A 16,529-nucleotide genomic window follows, 5' to 3' on the forward strand; every position below is an offset into this window, starting at 1 on the left:
CCGCCGGGTGGGGCAGTCGGGGATGTGGGCAGTCGCTCCGCCGTGCGGAACGACTGCCCACGCCGTGCGCCGGCCGCCTACTTCTCGGTGACGCCCGCCGAGTCGAACGTCGCCACCTCGTGCATCGCTCTCGCCGTACTCTGCACCAGAGGCAGCGCCAGGAGCGCGCCCGTGCCCTCGCCGAGGCGGAGGTCGAGGTCGACCAGCGGGCGCAGGCCCAGCTTGTTCAGCGCCGCCACATGGCCCGGTTCCGCGCTGCGGTGGCCCGCGATGCACGCGGCCAGGACCTCCGGGGCGATGGCACGGGCGACCAGGGCCGCGGCGCCCGCGCTGACGCCGTCCAGGATCACCGGCGTCCGCAGGGACGCGCCGCCCAGCAGCAGGCCCACCATCGCGGCGTGCTCGAAGCCGCCGATCGCGGCGAGGACGCCGATGGGGTCGGCCGGGTCCGGCCGGTGGAGTTCGAGGGCCCGGCGGACCACCTCGGTCTTGCGGGCGAGGGTCTCGTCGTTGATGCCGGTGCCGCGGCCGGTCACCTCGGCCGGGTCGGCGCCGGTGAAGACCGAGATCAGGGCCGCCGAGGAGGTGGTGTTGGCGATGCCCATCTCGCCCGTCAGCAGCGCCTTGTTGCCGGCCGCCACCAGGTCGCGGGCCGTCTCGATGCCCACCTCGATGGCCTGCTTGGCCTCCTCGCGGGTCATCGCGGTGCCGGTGGTCATGTCGGAGGTGCCCGCGCGGACCTTGCGGGGCAGGAGGCCGGGGGTGGCGGGCAGGTCCGCCGCCACGCCCACGTCCACCACGCACACCTCCGCGCCGACCTGGCCGGCGAAGGCGTTGCAGACCGCGCCGCCGCCGAGGAAGTTGGCGACCATCTGGGCCGTCACCTCCTGCGGCCAGGGGGTCACGCCCTGGGCGTGCACCCCGTGGTCGCCGGCGAAGATCGCGACGGCCGCGGGCTCCGGGATCGGCGGCGGGCACTGGCGGGACAGCCCGGACAGCTGGGCGGAGATGATCTCCAGCATGCCGAGCGCGCCGGCCGGCTTGGTCATCCGCTTCTGCCGCTCCCACGCCTCGCCGAGCGCCTTGGCGTCCAGCGGGCGGATCTGCGCGACGGTCTCGGCGAGCAGGTCGTGCGGGTCCTCGCCGGGCAGGGCGCGACGGCCGTACGTCTCCTCGTGGACCACCCAGGACAGCGGGCGGCGCTTGGACCAGCCGGCCTGCATCAGCTCGGGCTCGTCCGGGAACTCGTCGACATACCCGACGCACAGGTAGGCGACGACCTCCAGGTGGTCGGGCAGGCCGAGGGCGCGGACCATCTCGCGCTCGTCGAAGAAGCTGACCCAGCCGACGCCGAGGCCCTCGGCGCGGGCGGCGAGCCAGAGGTTCTCGACGGCGAGCGCGGAGGAGTACGGGGCCATCTGCGGCTGGGTGTGGCGGCCCAGGGTGTGCCGGCCGCCGCGGGTCGGGTCGGCGGTGACCACGATGTTCACCGGGGTGTCGAGGATGGCCTCGATCTTCAGTTCCTTGAACTGCTTCGCCCGGCCCTTGGGCAGCGACTTCGCGTACGCGTCGCGCTGGCGCATCGCCAGTTCGTGCATCGACCGCCGGGTCTCGGCGGAGCGGATGACGACGAAGTCCCAGGGCTGCGAGTGGCCGACGGACGGGGCCGTGTGGGCGGCCTCCAGCACGCGGAGCAGCACCTCGTGCGGGATGGGGTCGCTGCGGAAGCCGTTGCGGATGTCACGGCGCTCGCGCATGACCTTCAGTACGGCCTCGCGCTCGGCGTCGTCGTAGGCGGGCGCGGCCGGGCCGGTGGACTGTCGTGCTTCTGCCACGGGGGCCGTGCTCTCTTCCTGCTCGGCGGCCCGGGTGTCCAGGTCCTCCGCGTGCTGTACGAGTCCGGGGTCGCCCGCGCGCGGTGCGGGGACCTCGGGGGCCTCCTCGACGGGGAGGACGATCGGCTGCGGCGGGGTCGGCGCGAGGTGCGGGGTGGTCGGCACCTGGCCGTCCACCGGCACGAACTGCCCGAGCGGCTGCTCCGGCCCGGGCTCTCTCGGCACGGCGGCCTCCGGCATCCGCAGCTGGGGCCCGGCCGGGTCGGCGACGTAGGGCTGCGGGGCGGGTGCGGGTGCCTGCGGCGCCTCGGCGAGCGGGGGGACGGGGTGGGGTTCGGCGGGGGTGGCGTCGGGGTGCGCTTCGACCGCGGCAGGCTCGGGGTGCGGGGTGGGCTCGGGGATGACGGCCGGGGCCTCTGCTGCGACGGGCGCGGCGGGCTCGGCGGGGGTGTCCACCAAGGGCTCCGCGGGGGCGTCCACGAAGGCGGCGGGGGCCTCGGGGGTCTCCGGGGCGGGTACGGGTGCCGCCTGCGGGGCCTCCGGGGCGGGCGGCACCTCGGCCACGGCCGCGACCGGCTCGGGGGTGAGGGCCGCGGGGGCCTCGTGCGCTTGCGGGGCGTCGGGTACGACGGACTCGGGGGCCTCGGCGGTCTGCGGGGCATCCGGTACGACGGACTCCGGGGCCTCGGCGGTCCGCGGGGCATCCGGTACGACGGACTCCGGGGCCTGGAGGGCTTGCGGGGTGCCCGGCACGACCGACTCGGGCAGCTCGGTGGCCTGCGGGGCGTCCGGTACGACGGACTCCGGGACCTCGGGGGCTTGCGGCGCGGTCGATACGACCGACTCGGCAGCCTCCGGCGCGTCCGGTACGACCGACTCCGGCAGCTCGGTGGCCTGCGGGGCATCCGCAGCGACGGAGTCCGCGACCTCGGCAGCCTGCGGGGACTCCGGGGCCTCGGGAGTCCGCGGCGCGTCCGGTACGACGGACTCCGGGGCCTCGGGAGTCTGCGGCGCGTCCTCAACGACCGGCTCGGGGACCTCGGCAGCCTCCGGCGCGTCCGGTACGACCGACTCGACAGTCGCCGGAGCCTCCTGGGCAACCGCCTCTACCGGAAGCTGCTCCGCGACCCCCGCTTCGGGAGCCGCGACCTCCGGCGCCGCCACCTCGTCGCCCGGCGCCTGCACAGCCTCGACGGACTGCCCATCCGCAGGCGCGATCTCAGGCTCTGCCACCGGCACCGCGTCCGCGACCGGCTCCCCGGCCTGCACACCCTCGAAACCGCCGACCGAGCCGTCCTCCGCCACGGGCACGGAGAACGCCTCCGCCACCGGTGCCGCCGGCATCTGCTGCTGGGCCTCCTCCGGCGCGGGCACCGTCTCCGGGGCAACGTGGGCCATGGCCGCCTGGGCCGGGTCGGGAGCCGGGGCGGGCGCCGGAACAACCGTTTCCGCAGCCGAGACCTCGGTGCTCACCGGCGCGGCGGCGGGCACGGGCATCGGGGTGCCCCAGGGCGTCGCCGGCTGGGGGCCCGGGATGTCGAGGTACTCCGGACCTGCCATGGACGGACTTGCCATGGACGGGCCCGCCATGGACGGCCCCGGCTGCCGTACCGGCGGCGCGCCCACCGCGCCGCGGTCGGCGAGGGAGCGGACCGGGCTGGCGGAGGCGTCCGGGGTCGGCGGGCCGAGGTGCAGCGGGCGCCGCGGGGTCGTCGGAGGCACCGGCGCCGGACCCGGCACCCGGACCGCACTGAGGTCCACCGAGCCGCTGTCGCGGCCGGACATCTCGTGCGCACCGGGTTCGTGCAGGGCCTCCACGACCGGCTCCGGCGCGGGCGGAGCGACCTCGTTGCCCCAGGCGCCCTGGGCACCGGGCAGCAGCAACAGGTCGTCGTCCTCGGCGGTGGTCTCGGAGAGGTAGGTGTACGCACCGGGCGCGGGGACGCCCGGCTGCTCCACCATGCCTGCGTTCTCCGGCAGTCCCTCGCCCGGGACCTGGCCGGTGTCGGTCATGCGTACCCCTCGCCCATCGGTTAGTGCTTCCACGACCAGCTCACCCGGAGCGGCGCACCGACCGCCCCGTAGTGAAGAACGAGCGTGCGCGCCCAGCGGCACGAACGACCCGTCCACAAAGACGACAAAGCCATTAACTGGCATTGTCGCGGCCGTTCCCCCGTCACGACAGCTTCATCCGCGACGATCCCGCTGTGGACTGCGCCACGTTGCGCGTCCTCCGGTTGTGCCGTACCACACCCACCCCAAACCGGGCGTGTTTTCGGGACATTGACCTACGAAGCGTCAGGTGTCCGAGTGCGGTGCAACGATCGGCCAGCCTACCGCGCGCGGTACGACAACAGGATCACGGGGACGGGATCGGGGTCAGCCCGTTCTGTCCGGCAGCAGGCCGCTGAGCAGGAACGCGACACTCCGCTCCCGCTCCGTCCAGGCCCGGGTGTCGAGTTCGACGGACTGGAGCAGGGCGCACTCCACCCGGTAGCCGTGCTCGGTCAGGTCGCGGCCGACGATCTCGGCCTCGTCGCGGGTGGCTGCGTGCGTGACGATGCGCTGCGGGCGTCGGTCGGCGACCGCGGAGACGACCGCCGCTCCCCCGCCGCCGACGCGTACGACATCCGGTTCGGGCAGGTTCTCCAGGACGTGCGGCGCGGTGCCCTGGACCACCTGGAGCTGGACGCCGAGGGCGCGGGCGTTGGCCTCGGTGCGGTCGCAGGCCCGTGGGTCGTGGTCGACGGCGATGACGGCCGCCCCGGCCCGTGCGGCCTCGGTGGCGAACGCGCCGCTGCCGCAGCCGATGTCCCACACCAGGTCCCCCATGCGCGGTCCGAGCCGGGCGAGTTGGGCGGCGCGCAGCGGTTCCAGCTCGCCCTCGCCCATGAGGCCGCCGTAGGTCTCGGCGGGCAGGGTCCAGCCGCGCGGGGTGGCGGACGGGTCGCGGCCGGCGATCCAGCCGCCGTCCTCCGCGGCGCCGGCCGGGCCGCCGATGACGATGACGACGTTGGGGTCGCGCCAGGTGTGGTCTGCGGCCTTGTCGGAGGTGACGACGGTGACCTGTTCGCGTGCGGTGCCGAGTTCCTCGCAGATGACGAAGGTGCGGTGGACGCCTTCGAGCAGGAGGCCGAGTTCGGCGGGGCCCGCGCCGGGCGAGGTGAGAACGGCGACCTTGGGGTGGGCCCGGCACACGTTCACCGCGCGTCGCAGGGTGCGCGGGTGTGCGACGACCACATGGGCGTCGTCCCAGGGCATACCGGCGCGGGCGAAGGCGGCGGCGACCGAGGAGACGCCGGGCACGACCTCGACCTCCAGGCCGAACTCGGGCGCGCGCAGGGTGCGTACGACTCCGAAGAAGCCGGGATCGCCGTCCGCGACGACGACCGCCGTGCCGCGATGGCCGGCGATCCGGCGGGCGGCGAGGGCGACGCTGCCGAGGCGGATGCGCTCGGCGGTGGCGGGCACCTCGGGCAGCGCCAGGTGGTGCGCGGCACCGGCCACCAGCGTGGCGGCTCCGAGGGCGGAGCGTGCCGCGGCGGTCAGCGGCGAGCCGTCCCATCCGATCACCGTGACCCGGTCGGCCATCGTCGTCAGTCTCCAGGGGTTTTGCGCAGGTGGACGGGGCAGCCTGAGGGTATCCCGTCCGGCCGGGGTCAGTTCCAGTCGGAGTAGGACGTGAACCCGCCGGAGTCGGCCGGCTGCTCCGCCGCGCCTTCCAGGTCCTCCGGCAGCAGGCTCCAGACGATGAAGTCGGTGCGCAGGTCGCTCCAGGTGCCGTCGTCGCCGCGGACGTGCGCTATGCAGGCGTTGCGCAGGACGCCCTCGCTGATGCAGCCGATCTTCTGGGCGACCTGCTGGGAGGCGGTGTTGCCGGCGGCCGTGCGCAGCTCGATGCGCTCGAACTTCTGGTCACCGAAGAGCCATTGGGCGGTGGCGAGGGCGGCCTCGGAGGCGTAGCCCTCGCCGCGGGCCCAGGGGGCGATGATGTACGACAGCTCGGTGGAGCGGATGTGCCAGTCGGTCCTGCCGAGTTGGACGAGGCCGACCAGGCGCTGGGTGAGGAACTCGGTGACGGCGAGGTCGAGACCGTGGCCCCCGGTGCGCTGGGCGGGGGCGTACTCGGTGATCCAGGTGTGCGCGCCGGCCCGGGTGAAGGGCCGCGGGACGTCCGTCCAGGCGGCGACCTGCTCGTCGTTCATCATCTCGGTCAGGGCGGGCACGTCGTCCTCGTCCAGGGGACGCAGCACCAACCGCTCCGTGCTGATGGAGATGTTGGGGAAGGTGCTCGTCATGCGCCGCTCCGTAACCTTCGAAACCGTCGGCCTGCTGAACTGCCCAGCATGCAGCATGAAAGCACCGGGCCGCACCACGGGGTCCGCCCTGTTCGGTGAGGGCGGACCCCGTGCTGCGGCGCGTCGCCGGACGGCTGCGGTCAGAAGGAGGCGATGACGGAACCGGCGTACTTGTCCTCGATGAACTTCTTGACCTCGGGGGAGGTCAGGAGCTTGGCGAGCTTCTTCACGCGCGGGTCGTCCTCGCCGCCCTCCTTCACGGCGAGGAAGTTGCCGTACGGGTTGTCGTCGGCGGACTCCAGGACGAGGGCGTCCTCGGCGGGCTTGAGGTCGGCCTCGATGGCGTAGTTGCCGTTGATGACGGCGGCGTCGACGTCGTTGAGGGAGCGCGGGGTCTGGGCCGCCTCCAGCTCCTTGAACTTGAGGTTCTTGGGGTTCTTGACGATGTCGGCCGGGGTCGCCTCGTTGCCCACGCCGTCCTTGAGCGTGATGATGCCGTTGGCGTCGAGCAGCTTGAGGGCCCGGGCCTCGTTGACGCTGTCGTTCGGGACGGCGATCGTGGCACCGCTCTTGAGGTCGTCGGCGCTCTTGACCTTGCTGGAGTAGAGGCCGAGCGGCTCCAGATGGACCGTGACGACGGGCACGATGTGGGTGCCGTTCTTCTTGTTGAAGTCGTCGAGGTACGGCTGGTTCTGGAAGTAGTTGGCGTCGACCGAGCCGTCCTCCGTCGCCGTGTTCGGCGTGACGTAGTCGGTGAACTCCCGGACCTCCAGGTCCAGGCCCGCGTCCTTCGCCAGGTTGTCCTTCACGTAGGTGAGGATCTCGGCGTGCGGGACGGGGCTCGCGGCGACGACCAGCGGTCCGCTGGTGTCGGAGGAGGAGTCGCCGTCGGAGGAGCCGCAGGCGGTGAGCCCGAGGGTGAGGGCTCCGGCGGCGAGGGCGGCGGTGGTGAACTTGGCGGTGTTACGCACGAAAAGTGCCTTTCCTGAGGTGGTGCGACCCCGTGATGGGTTGTACGGGGGGTTTCAGACGGTCTTGCTGGTGGCCGTCGCGGCCTTCAGCAGCCGAAGCCTGGGGGCGGGGCCCGAGGTGCCGCTGCGGCGGTGCAGCGAGCGGGCCGCGTAGTCGCCGGCGAACTGGATGAGGGAGATGACCACGGCGAGGATGGCCACGGTGATCCACATCAGTTCGGTCTCGAAGCGCTGGTAGCCGTAGCGGATGGCGATGTCGCCGAGGCCGCCGGCGCCGACCGTGCCGGCCATCGCGGAGTAGCCGATGAGGGCGACGATCGTGGTCGTGGTGGAGGCGATCAGCGAGGGCAGGGACTCCGGTACGAGGACCTTGCGCACGATCGTCCAGGTGTTGCCGCCCATCGACTGCACGGCCTCGACGAGCCCGCCGTCCACTTCGCGGACCGCCGTCTCGACCAGGCGCGCGAAGAAGGGGATGGCGCCGATGGCGAGCGGCACGATGGCGGCCTCGCGGCCGATGGTCGTGCCGGTGATGGAGCGGGTGAAGCCCATCAGCGCGACCATCAGGATGATGAACGGCATCGAGCGGGCGACGTTCACGACCTGCCCGATGACCTTGTTGGCGACGACGTTCTGGAGCAGGCCGCCGCGGTCGGTGAGGACGAGCAGGACGCCGAGCGGAAGGCCGCCGACGACGGCGATGAGCGTGGACCAGCCGACCATGTAGAGGGTGTCCCAGCACGCCTGCTCCAGCAGCGGCTGCATCTCGGACCAGGTCACTTGGCACCTTCCTTCAGCAGAACGGGCTCCTGGCCCAGTACGTCGATCTGCAGGCCCTGCTCGCGCAGGAAGCCGATCGGCACGACGTTGTCCTCGTACCGGCCGGGCAGCTCGATGCGCATCCGGCCGACCTGGAGGCCGCCGACGGTGTCGATGGCCGCGCCGAGGATCGATATGTCGACGTTGTAGGTGCGCGCCAGCTGGGAGATGACGGGCTGGGTGGCGGCCTCGCCGTGGAAGGTGACGTCGACGACGGTGCGGTCGGTGCCGGTGGCGTCGCCGGTCACCGGGAACAGCGCGGAGGCCAGTTCGGAGCCGGGGGTGGCGAGCAGTTCGCTGACGGTGCCGGACTCGACGATGCGGCCGTTCTCCATGAGCGCGGCGGAGTCGCAGACCGACTTCACGACGTCCATCTCATGGGTGATGAGCAGGACCGTGAGCCCCAGTTGGCGGTTCAGGTCGCGCAGCAGCTGGAGGATGGAGCGGGTGGTCTCCGGGTCGAGGGCGCTGGTGGCCTCGTCGGAGAGCAGCACCTTGGGGTCGCCGGCGAGCGCCCGGGCGATGCCGACGCGCTGCTTCTGACCGCCGGAGAGCTGGGCGGGGTAGGCCCCGGCCTTGTCGGCGAGGCCGACCAGGTCGAGCAGTTCGAGCGCCTTGCGGGTGCGCTCCTTGCCGGACCTGCCGAGAATCTCCAGCGGCAGTTCGACATTGTCCCGCACGGTCCGCGAGGACAGCAGGTTGAAGTGCTGGAAGACCATGCCGATACGGCTGCGCGCCTGCCGCAGCTCCCGGCCGGCGCGCGGGCCGCGCCCGGCGAGCGCGGTGAGGTCCTGGCCGGCGACGGTGACCGTGCCGGCGGTGGGGCGCTCCAGGAGGTTGACGCAGCGGATGAGCGAGGACTTCCCGGCGCCGGACTGGCCGATGACGCCGTACACCTCGCCTTCGCGGACGTGCAGGTCGACGCCGTCGAGGGCGGTGACCTCTCGACCTCGGGTGCGGTAGACCTTGGTCAGGCCCGATGTGGTGATCACTGGGGTTTCCGTCACTGTCGAGTACGCGGGCGTGGGTGTGCCCTGGTACGGGAGGGAAAAGGTGCGCGGGGCAGCTGGGTCACGTACGGCTGGAGGCGTACGGACAGGCCGTGGCGGCTCGCTTCGGGGCGCGAGGCTCGAAAAGTGGTGCGGGGGCCCTCTAGAAGGCGCACATTCGACACATACAACGAGCACCGGGCGTCATGGTCGCCTCGGTCGCAAGGGTGCGGCAGCTCGTCGTGGTCATGCGATCAGTAAAGCAGACATGGAGCGGTGAGCGAGAACCGCTGTCCGGCATCCGGACAGCGGTGGACAGGCGTCAGCCCCGGACGGAGATCTCCACGCCCCGGGCGGTGACCAGCGCGGACAGGACCGAGAGGTCGGTGACCACCAGGTCTGCGTCCAGCTCGTGGGCCTGGTGGGTTGTGGCCAAGGCCACGGTGGTCATCCCGGCGGCACGGCCGGCCTGCAGACCGGCGGGCGCGTCCTCGAAGACGACGCAGCGGGCCGGGTCGACGCCCAGCCGGCGGGCGGCGAGCAGATAGGGCTCGGGGTCGGGCTTGCCACGGGTGATGTCGTCCGCGGCGATCAGGGTCTTGGGCAGGATGCCGACGGCGTCCAGACGGGCCTCGGCGAGCCGGCGGGTGGCGGAGGTGACGACCGCCCAGCGGTCGGCTGGCAGTGAGTCGAGGAAGGCGCGGGTGCCGGGCAGCAGCTCGACTCCCCCGTCGGGCACGTCCTCCACCTCCAGCGTCTCGATCCGGGCCACGGCCTGCGGCACGATGCCTGCGGGCAGCAGGTCGGCGGCTATCTCGGCGGCCGGCCGGCCGTGCAGTTCGATACGGGCGAACTCCTCGGCGGTGATTCCGTACTCCCCCGCCCACCGCGTCCAGCAGCGGTCGACCGAGGCGAGCGAGGAGACGAGGGTGCCGTCGTTGTCGAACAGCAGGGCTTCGGCGTGGATGTGCATGCCCTCGACCCTACGGTGCCACCCGGGGCCGCCCGCACCAGGCCTTTTGGCCCGTAATAGGGTCGCTGCATGCTTGCTGCCCTGACGCTCGTGACCGGCGTCTTCGCCCTGCTGCTCGCCGCGTGGTGCGGCTTCGCCGCGTACCGCGACCAGCCGACGAAGGACTGGCACTTCATCGGCATGGCCGTGGTGACCCTGCTGGCGCTGGTCCAGCTGGTGGTCGGGATCGTGCTGCTGGCGCGCGGCGAGGACCCCGAGCAGGGGACGACGATCTTCGTCGCCTATCTGCTGGGCTCGTTCGCGTGCGTGCCGGCCGCGGGGTTCCTGTCGCTGGCCGAGCGGACCAAGTGGGGGTCGATCACGGTCGCGGCCGGGGGCGTGGTGCTCGCGGTGCTCCAGGTCCGGCTCTACGACATCTGGGGAGGCTGAGATGACGGCCGTGGAGGGAAAGCGCACCCGGCTCATCAGCGGGCCCGGCATGCTGCTCGTCTGGCTGTACGGCGTGATGGTGGTCGGCGCGGTGTCGCGGTCGGCGGTGCAGATCGCCACGGAGTTCGACCGGGCCCCGCTCGCCTACTCGCTGTCGGCGGTGGCGGGGCTGGTGTACGGCTTCATCACGTACACGCTGGTCCGGGGCGGGGAGATGGCCCGCAAGGCGGCGCTGGTGTGCTGCGCCGCGGAGTTGCTGGGCGTGCTGGTGGTCGGCACCTGGACGCTGGTCGAGCCGTCGAGGTTCCCGGACGCGACGGTGTGGTCGGACTACGGGATGGGCTACCTGTTCATCCCGGTGCTGCTGCCGCTGTCGGCGATCTACTGGCTGCGCAAGGCCGCGCGGCCGGGGGATGCCGCCTGAGTCGTCGGGCGACACCCGGCCGGTCGTGGCTGGTCGCGCAGTTCCCCGCGCCCCTTCGAGGCGCGTTCGTCAGGCCGTGGCCGCGTAGTCGCCGACCGCCTTCTCCAGGATGATCATCGGTACGCCGTCCGTGCCCTTGGAGGTGCCGACCGCGGTGTAGCCGACCTTGCGGTAGAGGCGGAGGCTGGTTTCGCTGCGGTGGCCGGTGTGCAGGCGGAAGCGCTTGGCGCCGCGCTCCTCGGCGAGGGCGGATTCGGCCGCCCGGAGGAGACGGGCACCGATGCCGTGGCCCTGGAGGCGGGGGTGGACGCAGAGCTTGCCGATGGCGGCGGCGCCGTCCTCGGTGACCGAGCCGCGGACCGAACCGACCACCTCGTCGCCGAGACGGGCCACGAAGACGCAGTCCCGGACGACCTCCTCACGCACCGAGTCCAGCGTCTGGACGAGCGGGTCGATGCGGTAGTTGCCGTACAGCGCCGCCTCGCTCTGGAAGCACAGGTACTGCAGCTTGTAGATCTGCTCCGCGTCCTGCTCGGTCGCCGCAGAGATGGTCACGCTCATGCCCATGTGCGCACGCCTCCCGCTCACCTGATCACCTGTTGTCCCTCACTCCTATCCCCGTGCTCCGGAAGCCGCAACCTCCGGCGTCAGCATTCGCCGCAGACAACCCAGGCATCTGGAACGTTCCGGGCCAAGACTGCCCTGTGAGATACCCAACTCCCCCGCGATCTCCCGGTATGTCAGGTCCCTCGGCGAGAGCAGCGCCTCCACCAGGCCGGGGCAGCGGCCGGGCAGCCGGCGGACGGCGTCGCGCAGGGCCTGGTGGCGGGCGGAGCTGAGGGCCAGTTGCTCGGGGTCGCGGCCGGACTCGTCCGCGGGTTCGGCGCCGTACGGCCGTTCGAGGCGGTGGGTGCGGCGGGTGCGGCGGACCTCGGAGCGCACGGCGGAGCGCAGCCAGCGCTCGGGGTCGGGCGGCGGACCCTGGGCGTCGAGGAGCTCCAGGAGGCGGAGCCAGACCGCCTGCTCCAGGTCGCCGGGTTCGGTGCCGGAGGCGTGCGCCTCGGCGGAGGCCTCTGCGGTGAGCAGGGGACGCAGGGCGAGAACGTCGGCAACAAAGTCGTATGTCATATGCGGCACGACGCGGCCGCCCGGGCAGCGGGTTGCCCGGGCGGCCGCGTGTCACCCCAACCGGGGCGTGGGGCTCAGCCGTTGACGAAGTCCTCGCGGGCCAGCAGACCGGTGTCCGGGTGATCCGTGAAGACACCGTCGATGCCGGTGGCGAAGTACGCCCGGTACGCGCCGAAGACATCGCCGTAGGCGTCCGGGTCCGTGCCCTTGCGGAAGTCCGCCGGCAGGAACGGGTTCTCGTTGCGCAGCGTCCAGGGGTGCAGGACCAGGCCCACCTTGTGCGCGTCGGCGACCAGGGTGGTGGGGGTGGTGAGCCGGCCGCTTCCGTCCCTCGGGATGATCAGGTCGAGGGTCGGGCCGATGCCCTGGGCGTAGGAGGCGATCTCGCGCAGCCCGGCCGGCTTGATCAGGTCGGCGACGGTCCGCGGGTCGCCGCTGTCCACGAAGTCGTACGGCCGCGTGCTCGCGCCGGACAGCAGCACCACCAGCGGGTTGTCGATGAGCTTGTGCAGGCGCTGGATGCTGGTCGGCTCGAACGACTGGACGATGACCGGCGAGTTCCACTTGTGCTTGCCGTACTTGCGCAGCACCTTCGCGATCCGCTCCTCCAGGCCGAGGCCCAGCGTGCGGAAGTAGGTGGGGTGCTTGAGCTCGGGGTAGATCCAGACCTGCTTGCCGCGCTTGCGGGTCTGCTCCTCCTGCCAGCGGAGCACCTCTTCGAAGGTGGGGATCTCCCAGCGGCCGTTGTAGAGGGTGTTGTGCGGGCGGGTGGCCGGGATGCGCTCGATCGCGCGGAGCGTCTTGAGCTCGGCGAGCGTGAAGTCCTCGGTGAACCAGCCGGTGGTGGCGACCCCGTCGAGCAGCTTGGTGGTCTTGCGGCCGGCGAACTCGGGGTGGTCGGCGACGTCGGTGGTGCCGCCGATCTCCGGCTCGTGGCGGCAGACCAGATGGCCGTCCTTGGTGGGCACCAGGTCGCCGGCCTCGACGACGTGGGCGCCCATGTCCAGGGCCAGCTGGTAGGCGCCCAGGGTGTGCTCGGGCCGGTAACCGCTGGCGCCGCGGTGGCCGATGATCGTGGGCTTGGGCAGGCTCTTCACCCCGCCGCCTCCGTGTCCGGCGCCCGCGGCCCGGGCCGTACCGGACAGTCCGAGGACCGCTCCGCCCGCCCCCAGCACCGCGGCGCCCAGCAGCGCCCGGCGCCCGGTTCCGCGCACCTGCTCGTCCGACTCCTGCGTTCCCATGAGCGCCCTCCAGCCCTCGGCTCTTCAGTGCGGGCCGATCGTAGGTTGCCTCCCATGACCGGCGGGAGACCCCTGATCGAACACGCGGGTGACTCGGGATGTCGTGTGGGGACGGAGTTCTGACGAGCCGTCGGCATCGGGCGCGGCTTCCAGGGTAGTCGTCAGGCGTACCCCCTCACCCGGGTCGGCGCGATGTCGGTCACACCGTTCCGCGCGGGTTTCCGGCGGGCGACGGCACAGCACCGCAGGTAAACCTGCGTCAACAGTGCGTAAGACCTCCGTGAACCCGATGTGCGCCACCCCGGGGACCGCGAGTATCGTCCTCACCTGCACAGATTTATATCGACCCCTTGACACCGGAGGGCCCGTTGTCCCGCTTCGCGCTCATCAAGGCAGTGCTCGGACCGATCATGCGCCTGATGTTCCGCCCACAGGTGGAGGGCGCGGAGCACATCCCGGGCGACGGTCCGGTCATCCTGGCCGGCAACCACCTCACGTTCATCGACTCGATGATCCTGCCGCTCGTCTGCGACCGGCAGGTCTTCTTCATCGGCAAGGACGAGTACGTCACCGGCAAGGGGTTCAAGGGCCGGCTGATGGCCTGGTTCTTCACCGGCGTCGGCATGATCCCGGTCGACCGGGATGGCGGCCGGGGCGGTGTCGCGGCGCTGATGACCGGACGCCGGGTGCTGGAGGAGGGCAAGCTCTTCGGCATCTACCCCGAGGGCACCCGCTCGCCCGACGGCCGCCTCTACCGCGGGCGGACCGGTATCGCGCGGCTGACCCTGATGACCGGGGCGCCGGTGGTGCCGTTCGCGATGATCGGCACGGACAAGATCCAGCCCGGGGGTGCGGGGATGCCTCGCCCCAGCAAGGTGACGGTGCGCTTCGGCGAGGCGATGGAGTTCTCCCGCTACGACGGCATGGACCGCGACCGCTACGTCCTGCGCGCGGTCACCGACTCGGTGATGACCGAGGTCATGCGACTGTCCGGCCAGGAGTACGTGGACATGTACGCCACCAAGGCCAAGGCGGCGTAGCCGAATTCCCCCCGTCCCGGCGGGCCGCTCCCCGAGCGGCCCGCCGTTCGCGTTCCTCCGGCTTCTCGCCGGGCGGGGGGCAGGTGCTCGACGCGGCGGGTCGTCCCGGGGGCCGCTGCAGACGGCGCGTGCCTGCGGGTTCCTCGTCGGGCGCCGATGTCGACGAGGGGGCCGCCGCGCGGGTCACCTTCCGGTCGCCGGGGCGGATGCGCCGGTCGGCGGTCGAAGGCCACCGAGCCCACCATGCCGCTCCTCATTACGCCCGGTTGTCCAGCTTCTGGTGGCGGAGCATGAACCACGCCGCCACCGATGCCAGCAGCAGGACCGTCGCTCCGGCGCCCGCCGCGAGTGCCAGACCGTCCACGAAGGACTGACGGGCCGCGTCCAGCATGCTCTGCGCGGACTCCGCCGGCATTCCCGCCGCCGCTTCCACGGCGCCGCCCAGCGACTCGTGCGCCCCCGCGGGAGTGCCCGCCGGGCCCGTGAAGTCCCGGTAGACGCCCGTGACGATCGAGCCCAGTACGGCGATGCCGAGGGCCGCGCCCAGTTCGTACGCCGTTTCCGACACCGCCGAGGCCGCGCCCGCCTGTTCCTTCGGTACGGAGGACAGGATGACGTCCGCCGTCACCGTGAAGGAGAAGCCGGCGCCGATGCCGACCACCAGCAGGGCCGCGCCGAGCAGGGGGTAACCGGTCGACTGGTCCAGGACCGTCAGCGCGGCCAGGGCCAGGCCCACCGCCGCCAGGCCGCCGGAGACCACCGCGCGCACGGAGTAACGGCGCGCGGTCCGGCCCGCGATCAGGCCCGCCGCCACCGCGCCCACGGCGGCGGGGAGTTCGGCGAGACCCGCCTCGAAGGGCCCGCGGCCCTGGACGAGTTGCAGGTACTGGGAGAGGAAGAAGACCAGTCCGGACAGGCCGAGGATGGTCAGCAGGTCGGCCAGGACCGCCCCGCTGAAACCGCGGTTGCGGAACAGCCGCATGTCCAACAGCGGCGCCGGAAGCGTCAACTGGCGGCGTACGAAGCCGTACAGCGCGGCGGCGCCCAGCAGGCCCACGGCGAGGGAATCGAGGGCCGGTCCGTGTGCCGCGGCCTCCTTGACGGCGTAGACCAGGCCGACCATGCCGACCAGCGACAGCAGCACGCTGGGCAGGTCCCAGGGGCCGGGGTTCGGATTGCGCGACTCCGGCAGCATCTTGATGCCGACGAGCACCAGGACCGCCATCACGGGCAGGTTGATCAGGAAGACCGAGCCCCACCAGAAGTGCTCCAGCAGGAAGCCGCCCACGATCGGGCCGACCGCCGTACCCGCGGAGGCGGTGGCGCCCCAGATGCCCACGGCGAGGCTGCGTTCGCGCGGGTCGTGGAAGAGGTTGCGGATCAGGGCGAGCGTGGCCGGCATCAGGGTGGCACCGGCGACGCCGAGCAGCGCGCGGGCCAGGATCATCAGCTCGGGGGTGGTGGCGTACGCGTTGAGCACGGAGACCGCGCCGAACGCCGTCGCGCCCACGAGCAGGATCTTCTTGCGGCCTATTCGGTCGCCGAGGCTGCCCATGGAGACGAGCAGACCGGCGATGACGAAGGAGTAGACGTCACCGATCCACAGGAGCTGGGTGCCCGAGGGATTCAGGTCCTCGCTGATGTAGGGGGTCGCGAGACCGAGGACGGTCGCGTCGACGGCCACCAGCAGCACGGCGAGCACCAGGACGGACAGCGCGAGCCACCGGCCCGGACGCTGCACCGCCTCGGTCGGGTCCGCCGGCCGCAGGGTGCTGGTCATGATTCCTCTCTCCGTAGTGCGCCGCCGAGCAGCAGCTCGGTGATCATGTGTGTGAAGTCGTTGGCCGCGACCCTGCCCTCCTGGACCGCCCAGGCGGCGGAGGCCGTCAGGCCGTACAGCGCCTCGGTCAGCCAGGCCGGGGTGAGGTCGATCCGGAACTCACCGCGGTCCTGGCCCCGCCGGAACAGCGCGGCGATCCGGACGTCGAGCCGGGACCAGCCCTCGTGCTGCCCGTCGCCCTCGAACAGCTGGTTCTCGGTGTAGAGGAAGGCGAGCAGACCGGCCGCGGGCTCCATCTCGCGCACGAGCCGCCGTACGGCCTCACTGGCGCTGCCCTCCTCCAGGCGGGCGGCGTCCAGCGCGGCCTCGCACTCCGCGATGCCGAGCGCCTCCAGCGCGCGGACGAGCGCGTCGCGCCCGGCGAAGAGGCGGTGCAGCGTGGCCCGGCTGATCCCGGCGGCCTTGGCGACCTCGTCCATGGTGGACGTGGATTTCCGGGTGAGCAGGGCGGCTGCGCTGCGCAGCACGTGGTCACGATCGACAGCCATGAGACAACCATAACCCACATGAGACATTCTTGTCTCACAGTGGGCGTGCGCGTC

General features: G+C 72.2%; 15 protein-coding genes. 3 read left to right on the plus strand and 12 right to left on the minus strand.

Annotation, left to right across the window (positions count from 1 at the left end):
• Window positions 1-77: 77 nt before the first annotated feature.
• The 7 genes from cobT to ACFYW5_RS24945 all read right to left on the minus strand — a co-directional run bounded on the left by cobT (window position 78) and on the right by ACFYW5_RS24945 (window position 9,885).
• Window positions 78-3,848 carry a nicotinate-nucleotide--dimethylbenzimidazole phosphoribosyltransferase gene (cobT, locus tag ACFYW5_RS24915; protein ID WP_389419287.1) on the minus strand — a complete coding sequence of 1,257 codons (3,771 nt, stop codon included), beginning with the start codon at window positions 3,846-3,848 and terminating at the stop codon, window positions 78-80.
• A gap of 366 nt (window positions 3,849-4,214) precedes the next feature.
• On the minus strand, window positions 4,215-5,426 hold the full coding sequence (cbiE, locus tag ACFYW5_RS24920; protein ID WP_389419288.1) for a precorrin-6y C5,15-methyltransferase (decarboxylating) subunit CbiE: 1,212 nt from the start codon (window positions 5,424-5,426) through the stop codon (window positions 4,215-4,217).
• A gap of 68 nt (window positions 5,427-5,494) precedes the next feature.
• Window positions 5,495-6,133 carry a GNAT family N-acetyltransferase gene (locus ACFYW5_RS24925; RefSeq protein WP_389419289.1) on the minus strand — a complete coding sequence of 213 codons (639 nt, stop codon included), beginning with the start codon at window positions 6,131-6,133 and terminating at the stop codon, window positions 5,495-5,497.
• 140 nt (window positions 6,134-6,273) lie between these two features.
• The gene (locus ACFYW5_RS24930; protein ID WP_389419290.1) at window positions 6,274-7,104 is read right to left on the minus strand and encodes a MetQ/NlpA family ABC transporter substrate-binding protein; all 831 of its coding nucleotides are present in this window, start codon (window positions 7,102-7,104) and stop codon (window positions 6,274-6,276) included.
• Window positions 7,105-7,158: 54 nt separating this feature from the next.
• Window positions 7,159-7,884: a methionine ABC transporter permease gene (locus ACFYW5_RS24935; protein WP_250078125.1), complete on the minus strand. Its 726-nt coding sequence runs from the start codon at window positions 7,882-7,884 to the stop codon at window positions 7,159-7,161.
• On the minus strand, window positions 7,881-8,915 hold the full coding sequence (locus ACFYW5_RS24940; protein WP_389419291.1) for a methionine ABC transporter ATP-binding protein: 1,035 nt from the start codon (window positions 8,913-8,915) through the stop codon (window positions 7,881-7,883). The genes ACFYW5_RS24935 and ACFYW5_RS24940 overlap by 4 nt, the downstream gene beginning before the upstream one ends.
• Window positions 8,916-9,234: 319 nt before the next feature.
• Window positions 9,235-9,885 (minus strand): HAD family hydrolase, encoded by a 651-nt coding sequence (locus ACFYW5_RS24945; protein ID WP_389419292.1) that lies wholly within the window; start codon window positions 9,883-9,885, stop codon window positions 9,235-9,237.
• A gap of 69 nt (window positions 9,886-9,954) precedes the next feature.
• On the opposite strand from ACFYW5_RS24945, the gene ACFYW5_RS24950 reads away from it, so the two are divergent.
• Entirely contained in the window at window positions 9,955-10,314 is a 360-nt protein-coding gene (locus ACFYW5_RS24950; protein ID WP_389419293.1) for a hypothetical protein, read from the plus strand.
• A gap of 1 nt (window position 10,315) precedes the next feature.
• Window positions 10,316-10,738 (plus strand): hypothetical protein, encoded by a 423-nt coding sequence (locus ACFYW5_RS24955; RefSeq protein WP_389419294.1) that lies wholly within the window; start codon window positions 10,316-10,318, stop codon window positions 10,736-10,738.
• Window positions 10,739-10,807: 69 nt separating this feature from the next.
• Here the strand turns inward: ACFYW5_RS24955 and ACFYW5_RS24960 are convergent, their stop codons facing one another.
• The 3 genes from ACFYW5_RS24960 to ACFYW5_RS24970 all read right to left on the minus strand — a co-directional run bounded on the left by ACFYW5_RS24960 (window position 10,808) and on the right by ACFYW5_RS24970 (window position 13,107).
• Window positions 10,808-11,305 carry a GNAT family N-acetyltransferase gene (locus ACFYW5_RS24960; RefSeq protein ID WP_389419524.1) on the minus strand — a complete coding sequence of 166 codons (498 nt, stop codon included), beginning with the start codon at window positions 11,303-11,305 and terminating at the stop codon, window positions 10,808-10,810.
• Window positions 11,306-11,350: 45 nt separating this feature from the next.
• Entirely contained in the window at window positions 11,351-11,866 is a 516-nt protein-coding gene (locus ACFYW5_RS24965; protein ID WP_389419295.1) for a sigma-70 family RNA polymerase sigma factor, read from the minus strand.
• A gap of 74 nt (window positions 11,867-11,940) precedes the next feature.
• Window positions 11,941-13,107, minus strand: coding sequence for a glycerophosphodiester phosphodiesterase (locus tag ACFYW5_RS24970; RefSeq protein WP_389419296.1), 1,167 nt, complete (start codon window positions 13,105-13,107; stop codon window positions 11,941-11,943).
• A 368-nt stretch (window positions 13,108-13,475) separates the two neighbouring features.
• On the opposite strand from ACFYW5_RS24970, the gene ACFYW5_RS24975 reads away from it, so the two are divergent.
• Window positions 13,476-14,147 (plus strand): lysophospholipid acyltransferase family protein, encoded by a 672-nt coding sequence (locus ACFYW5_RS24975; RefSeq protein ID WP_389419297.1) that lies wholly within the window; start codon window positions 13,476-13,478, stop codon window positions 14,145-14,147.
• A 256-nt stretch (window positions 14,148-14,403) separates the two neighbouring features.
• Here ACFYW5_RS24975 and ACFYW5_RS24980 read toward each other — a convergent pair whose 3' ends face one another.
• On the minus strand, window positions 14,404-15,927 hold the full coding sequence (locus ACFYW5_RS24980; RefSeq protein WP_389419298.1) for an MFS transporter: 1,524 nt from the start codon (window positions 15,925-15,927) through the stop codon (window positions 14,404-14,406).
• Window positions 15,924-16,475, minus strand: a complete 552-nt coding sequence (locus tag ACFYW5_RS24985; RefSeq protein ID WP_389419299.1) for a TetR/AcrR family transcriptional regulator — start codon at window positions 16,473-16,475, stop codon at window positions 15,924-15,926. Before ACFYW5_RS24985 ends, ACFYW5_RS24980 begins: the two co-directional genes overlap by 4 nt.
• Window positions 16,476-16,529: the final 54 nt, after the last annotated feature.

Source organism: Streptomyces sp. NPDC002779 (assembly GCF_042888685.1).
In the GTDB taxonomy this organism is placed as follows: domain Bacteria; phylum Actinomycetota; class Actinomycetes; order Streptomycetales; family Streptomycetaceae; genus Streptomyces.

What these genes read in the sequence shown, in the direction of transcription:
- ACFYW5_RS24960 (WP_389419524.1), bottom strand. Translation starts at nt 11,305, where the DNA reads ATGGGCATGAGCGTGACCATCTCTGCGGCGACCGAGCAGGACGCGGAG.
- cbiE (WP_389419288.1), bottom strand. Translation starts at nt 5,426, where the DNA reads ATGGCCGACCGGGTCACGGTGATCGGATGGGACGGCTCGCCGCTGACC.
- ACFYW5_RS24945 (WP_389419292.1), bottom strand. Translation starts at nt 9,885, where the DNA reads ATGCACATCCACGCCGAAGCCCTGCTGTTCGACAACGACGGCACCCTC.
- ACFYW5_RS24925 (WP_389419289.1), bottom strand. Translation starts at nt 6,133, where the DNA reads ATGACGAGCACCTTCCCCAACATCTCCATCAGCACGGAGCGGTTGGTG.
- ACFYW5_RS24980 (WP_389419298.1), bottom strand. Translation starts at nt 15,927, where the DNA reads ATGACCAGCACCCTGCGGCCGGCGGACCCGACCGAGGCGGTGCAGCGT.
- ACFYW5_RS24955 (WP_389419294.1), top strand. Translation starts at nt 10,316, where the DNA reads ATGACGGCCGTGGAGGGAAAGCGCACCCGGCTCATCAGCGGGCCCGGC.
- ACFYW5_RS24965 (WP_389419295.1), bottom strand. Translation starts at nt 11,866, where the DNA reads ATGACATACGACTTTGTTGCCGACGTTCTCGCCCTGCGTCCCCTGCTC.
- cobT (WP_389419287.1), bottom strand. Translation starts at nt 3,848, where the DNA reads ATGACCGACACCGGCCAGGTCCCGGGCGAGGGACTGCCGGAGAACGCA.
- ACFYW5_RS24950 (WP_389419293.1), top strand. Translation starts at nt 9,955, where the DNA reads ATGCTTGCTGCCCTGACGCTCGTGACCGGCGTCTTCGCCCTGCTGCTC.
- ACFYW5_RS24970 (WP_389419296.1), bottom strand. Translation starts at nt 13,107, where the DNA reads ATGGGAACGCAGGAGTCGGACGAGCAGGTGCGCGGAACCGGGCGCCGG.
- ACFYW5_RS24985 (WP_389419299.1), bottom strand. Translation starts at nt 16,475, where the DNA reads ATGGCTGTCGATCGTGACCACGTGCTGCGCAGCGCAGCCGCCCTGCTC.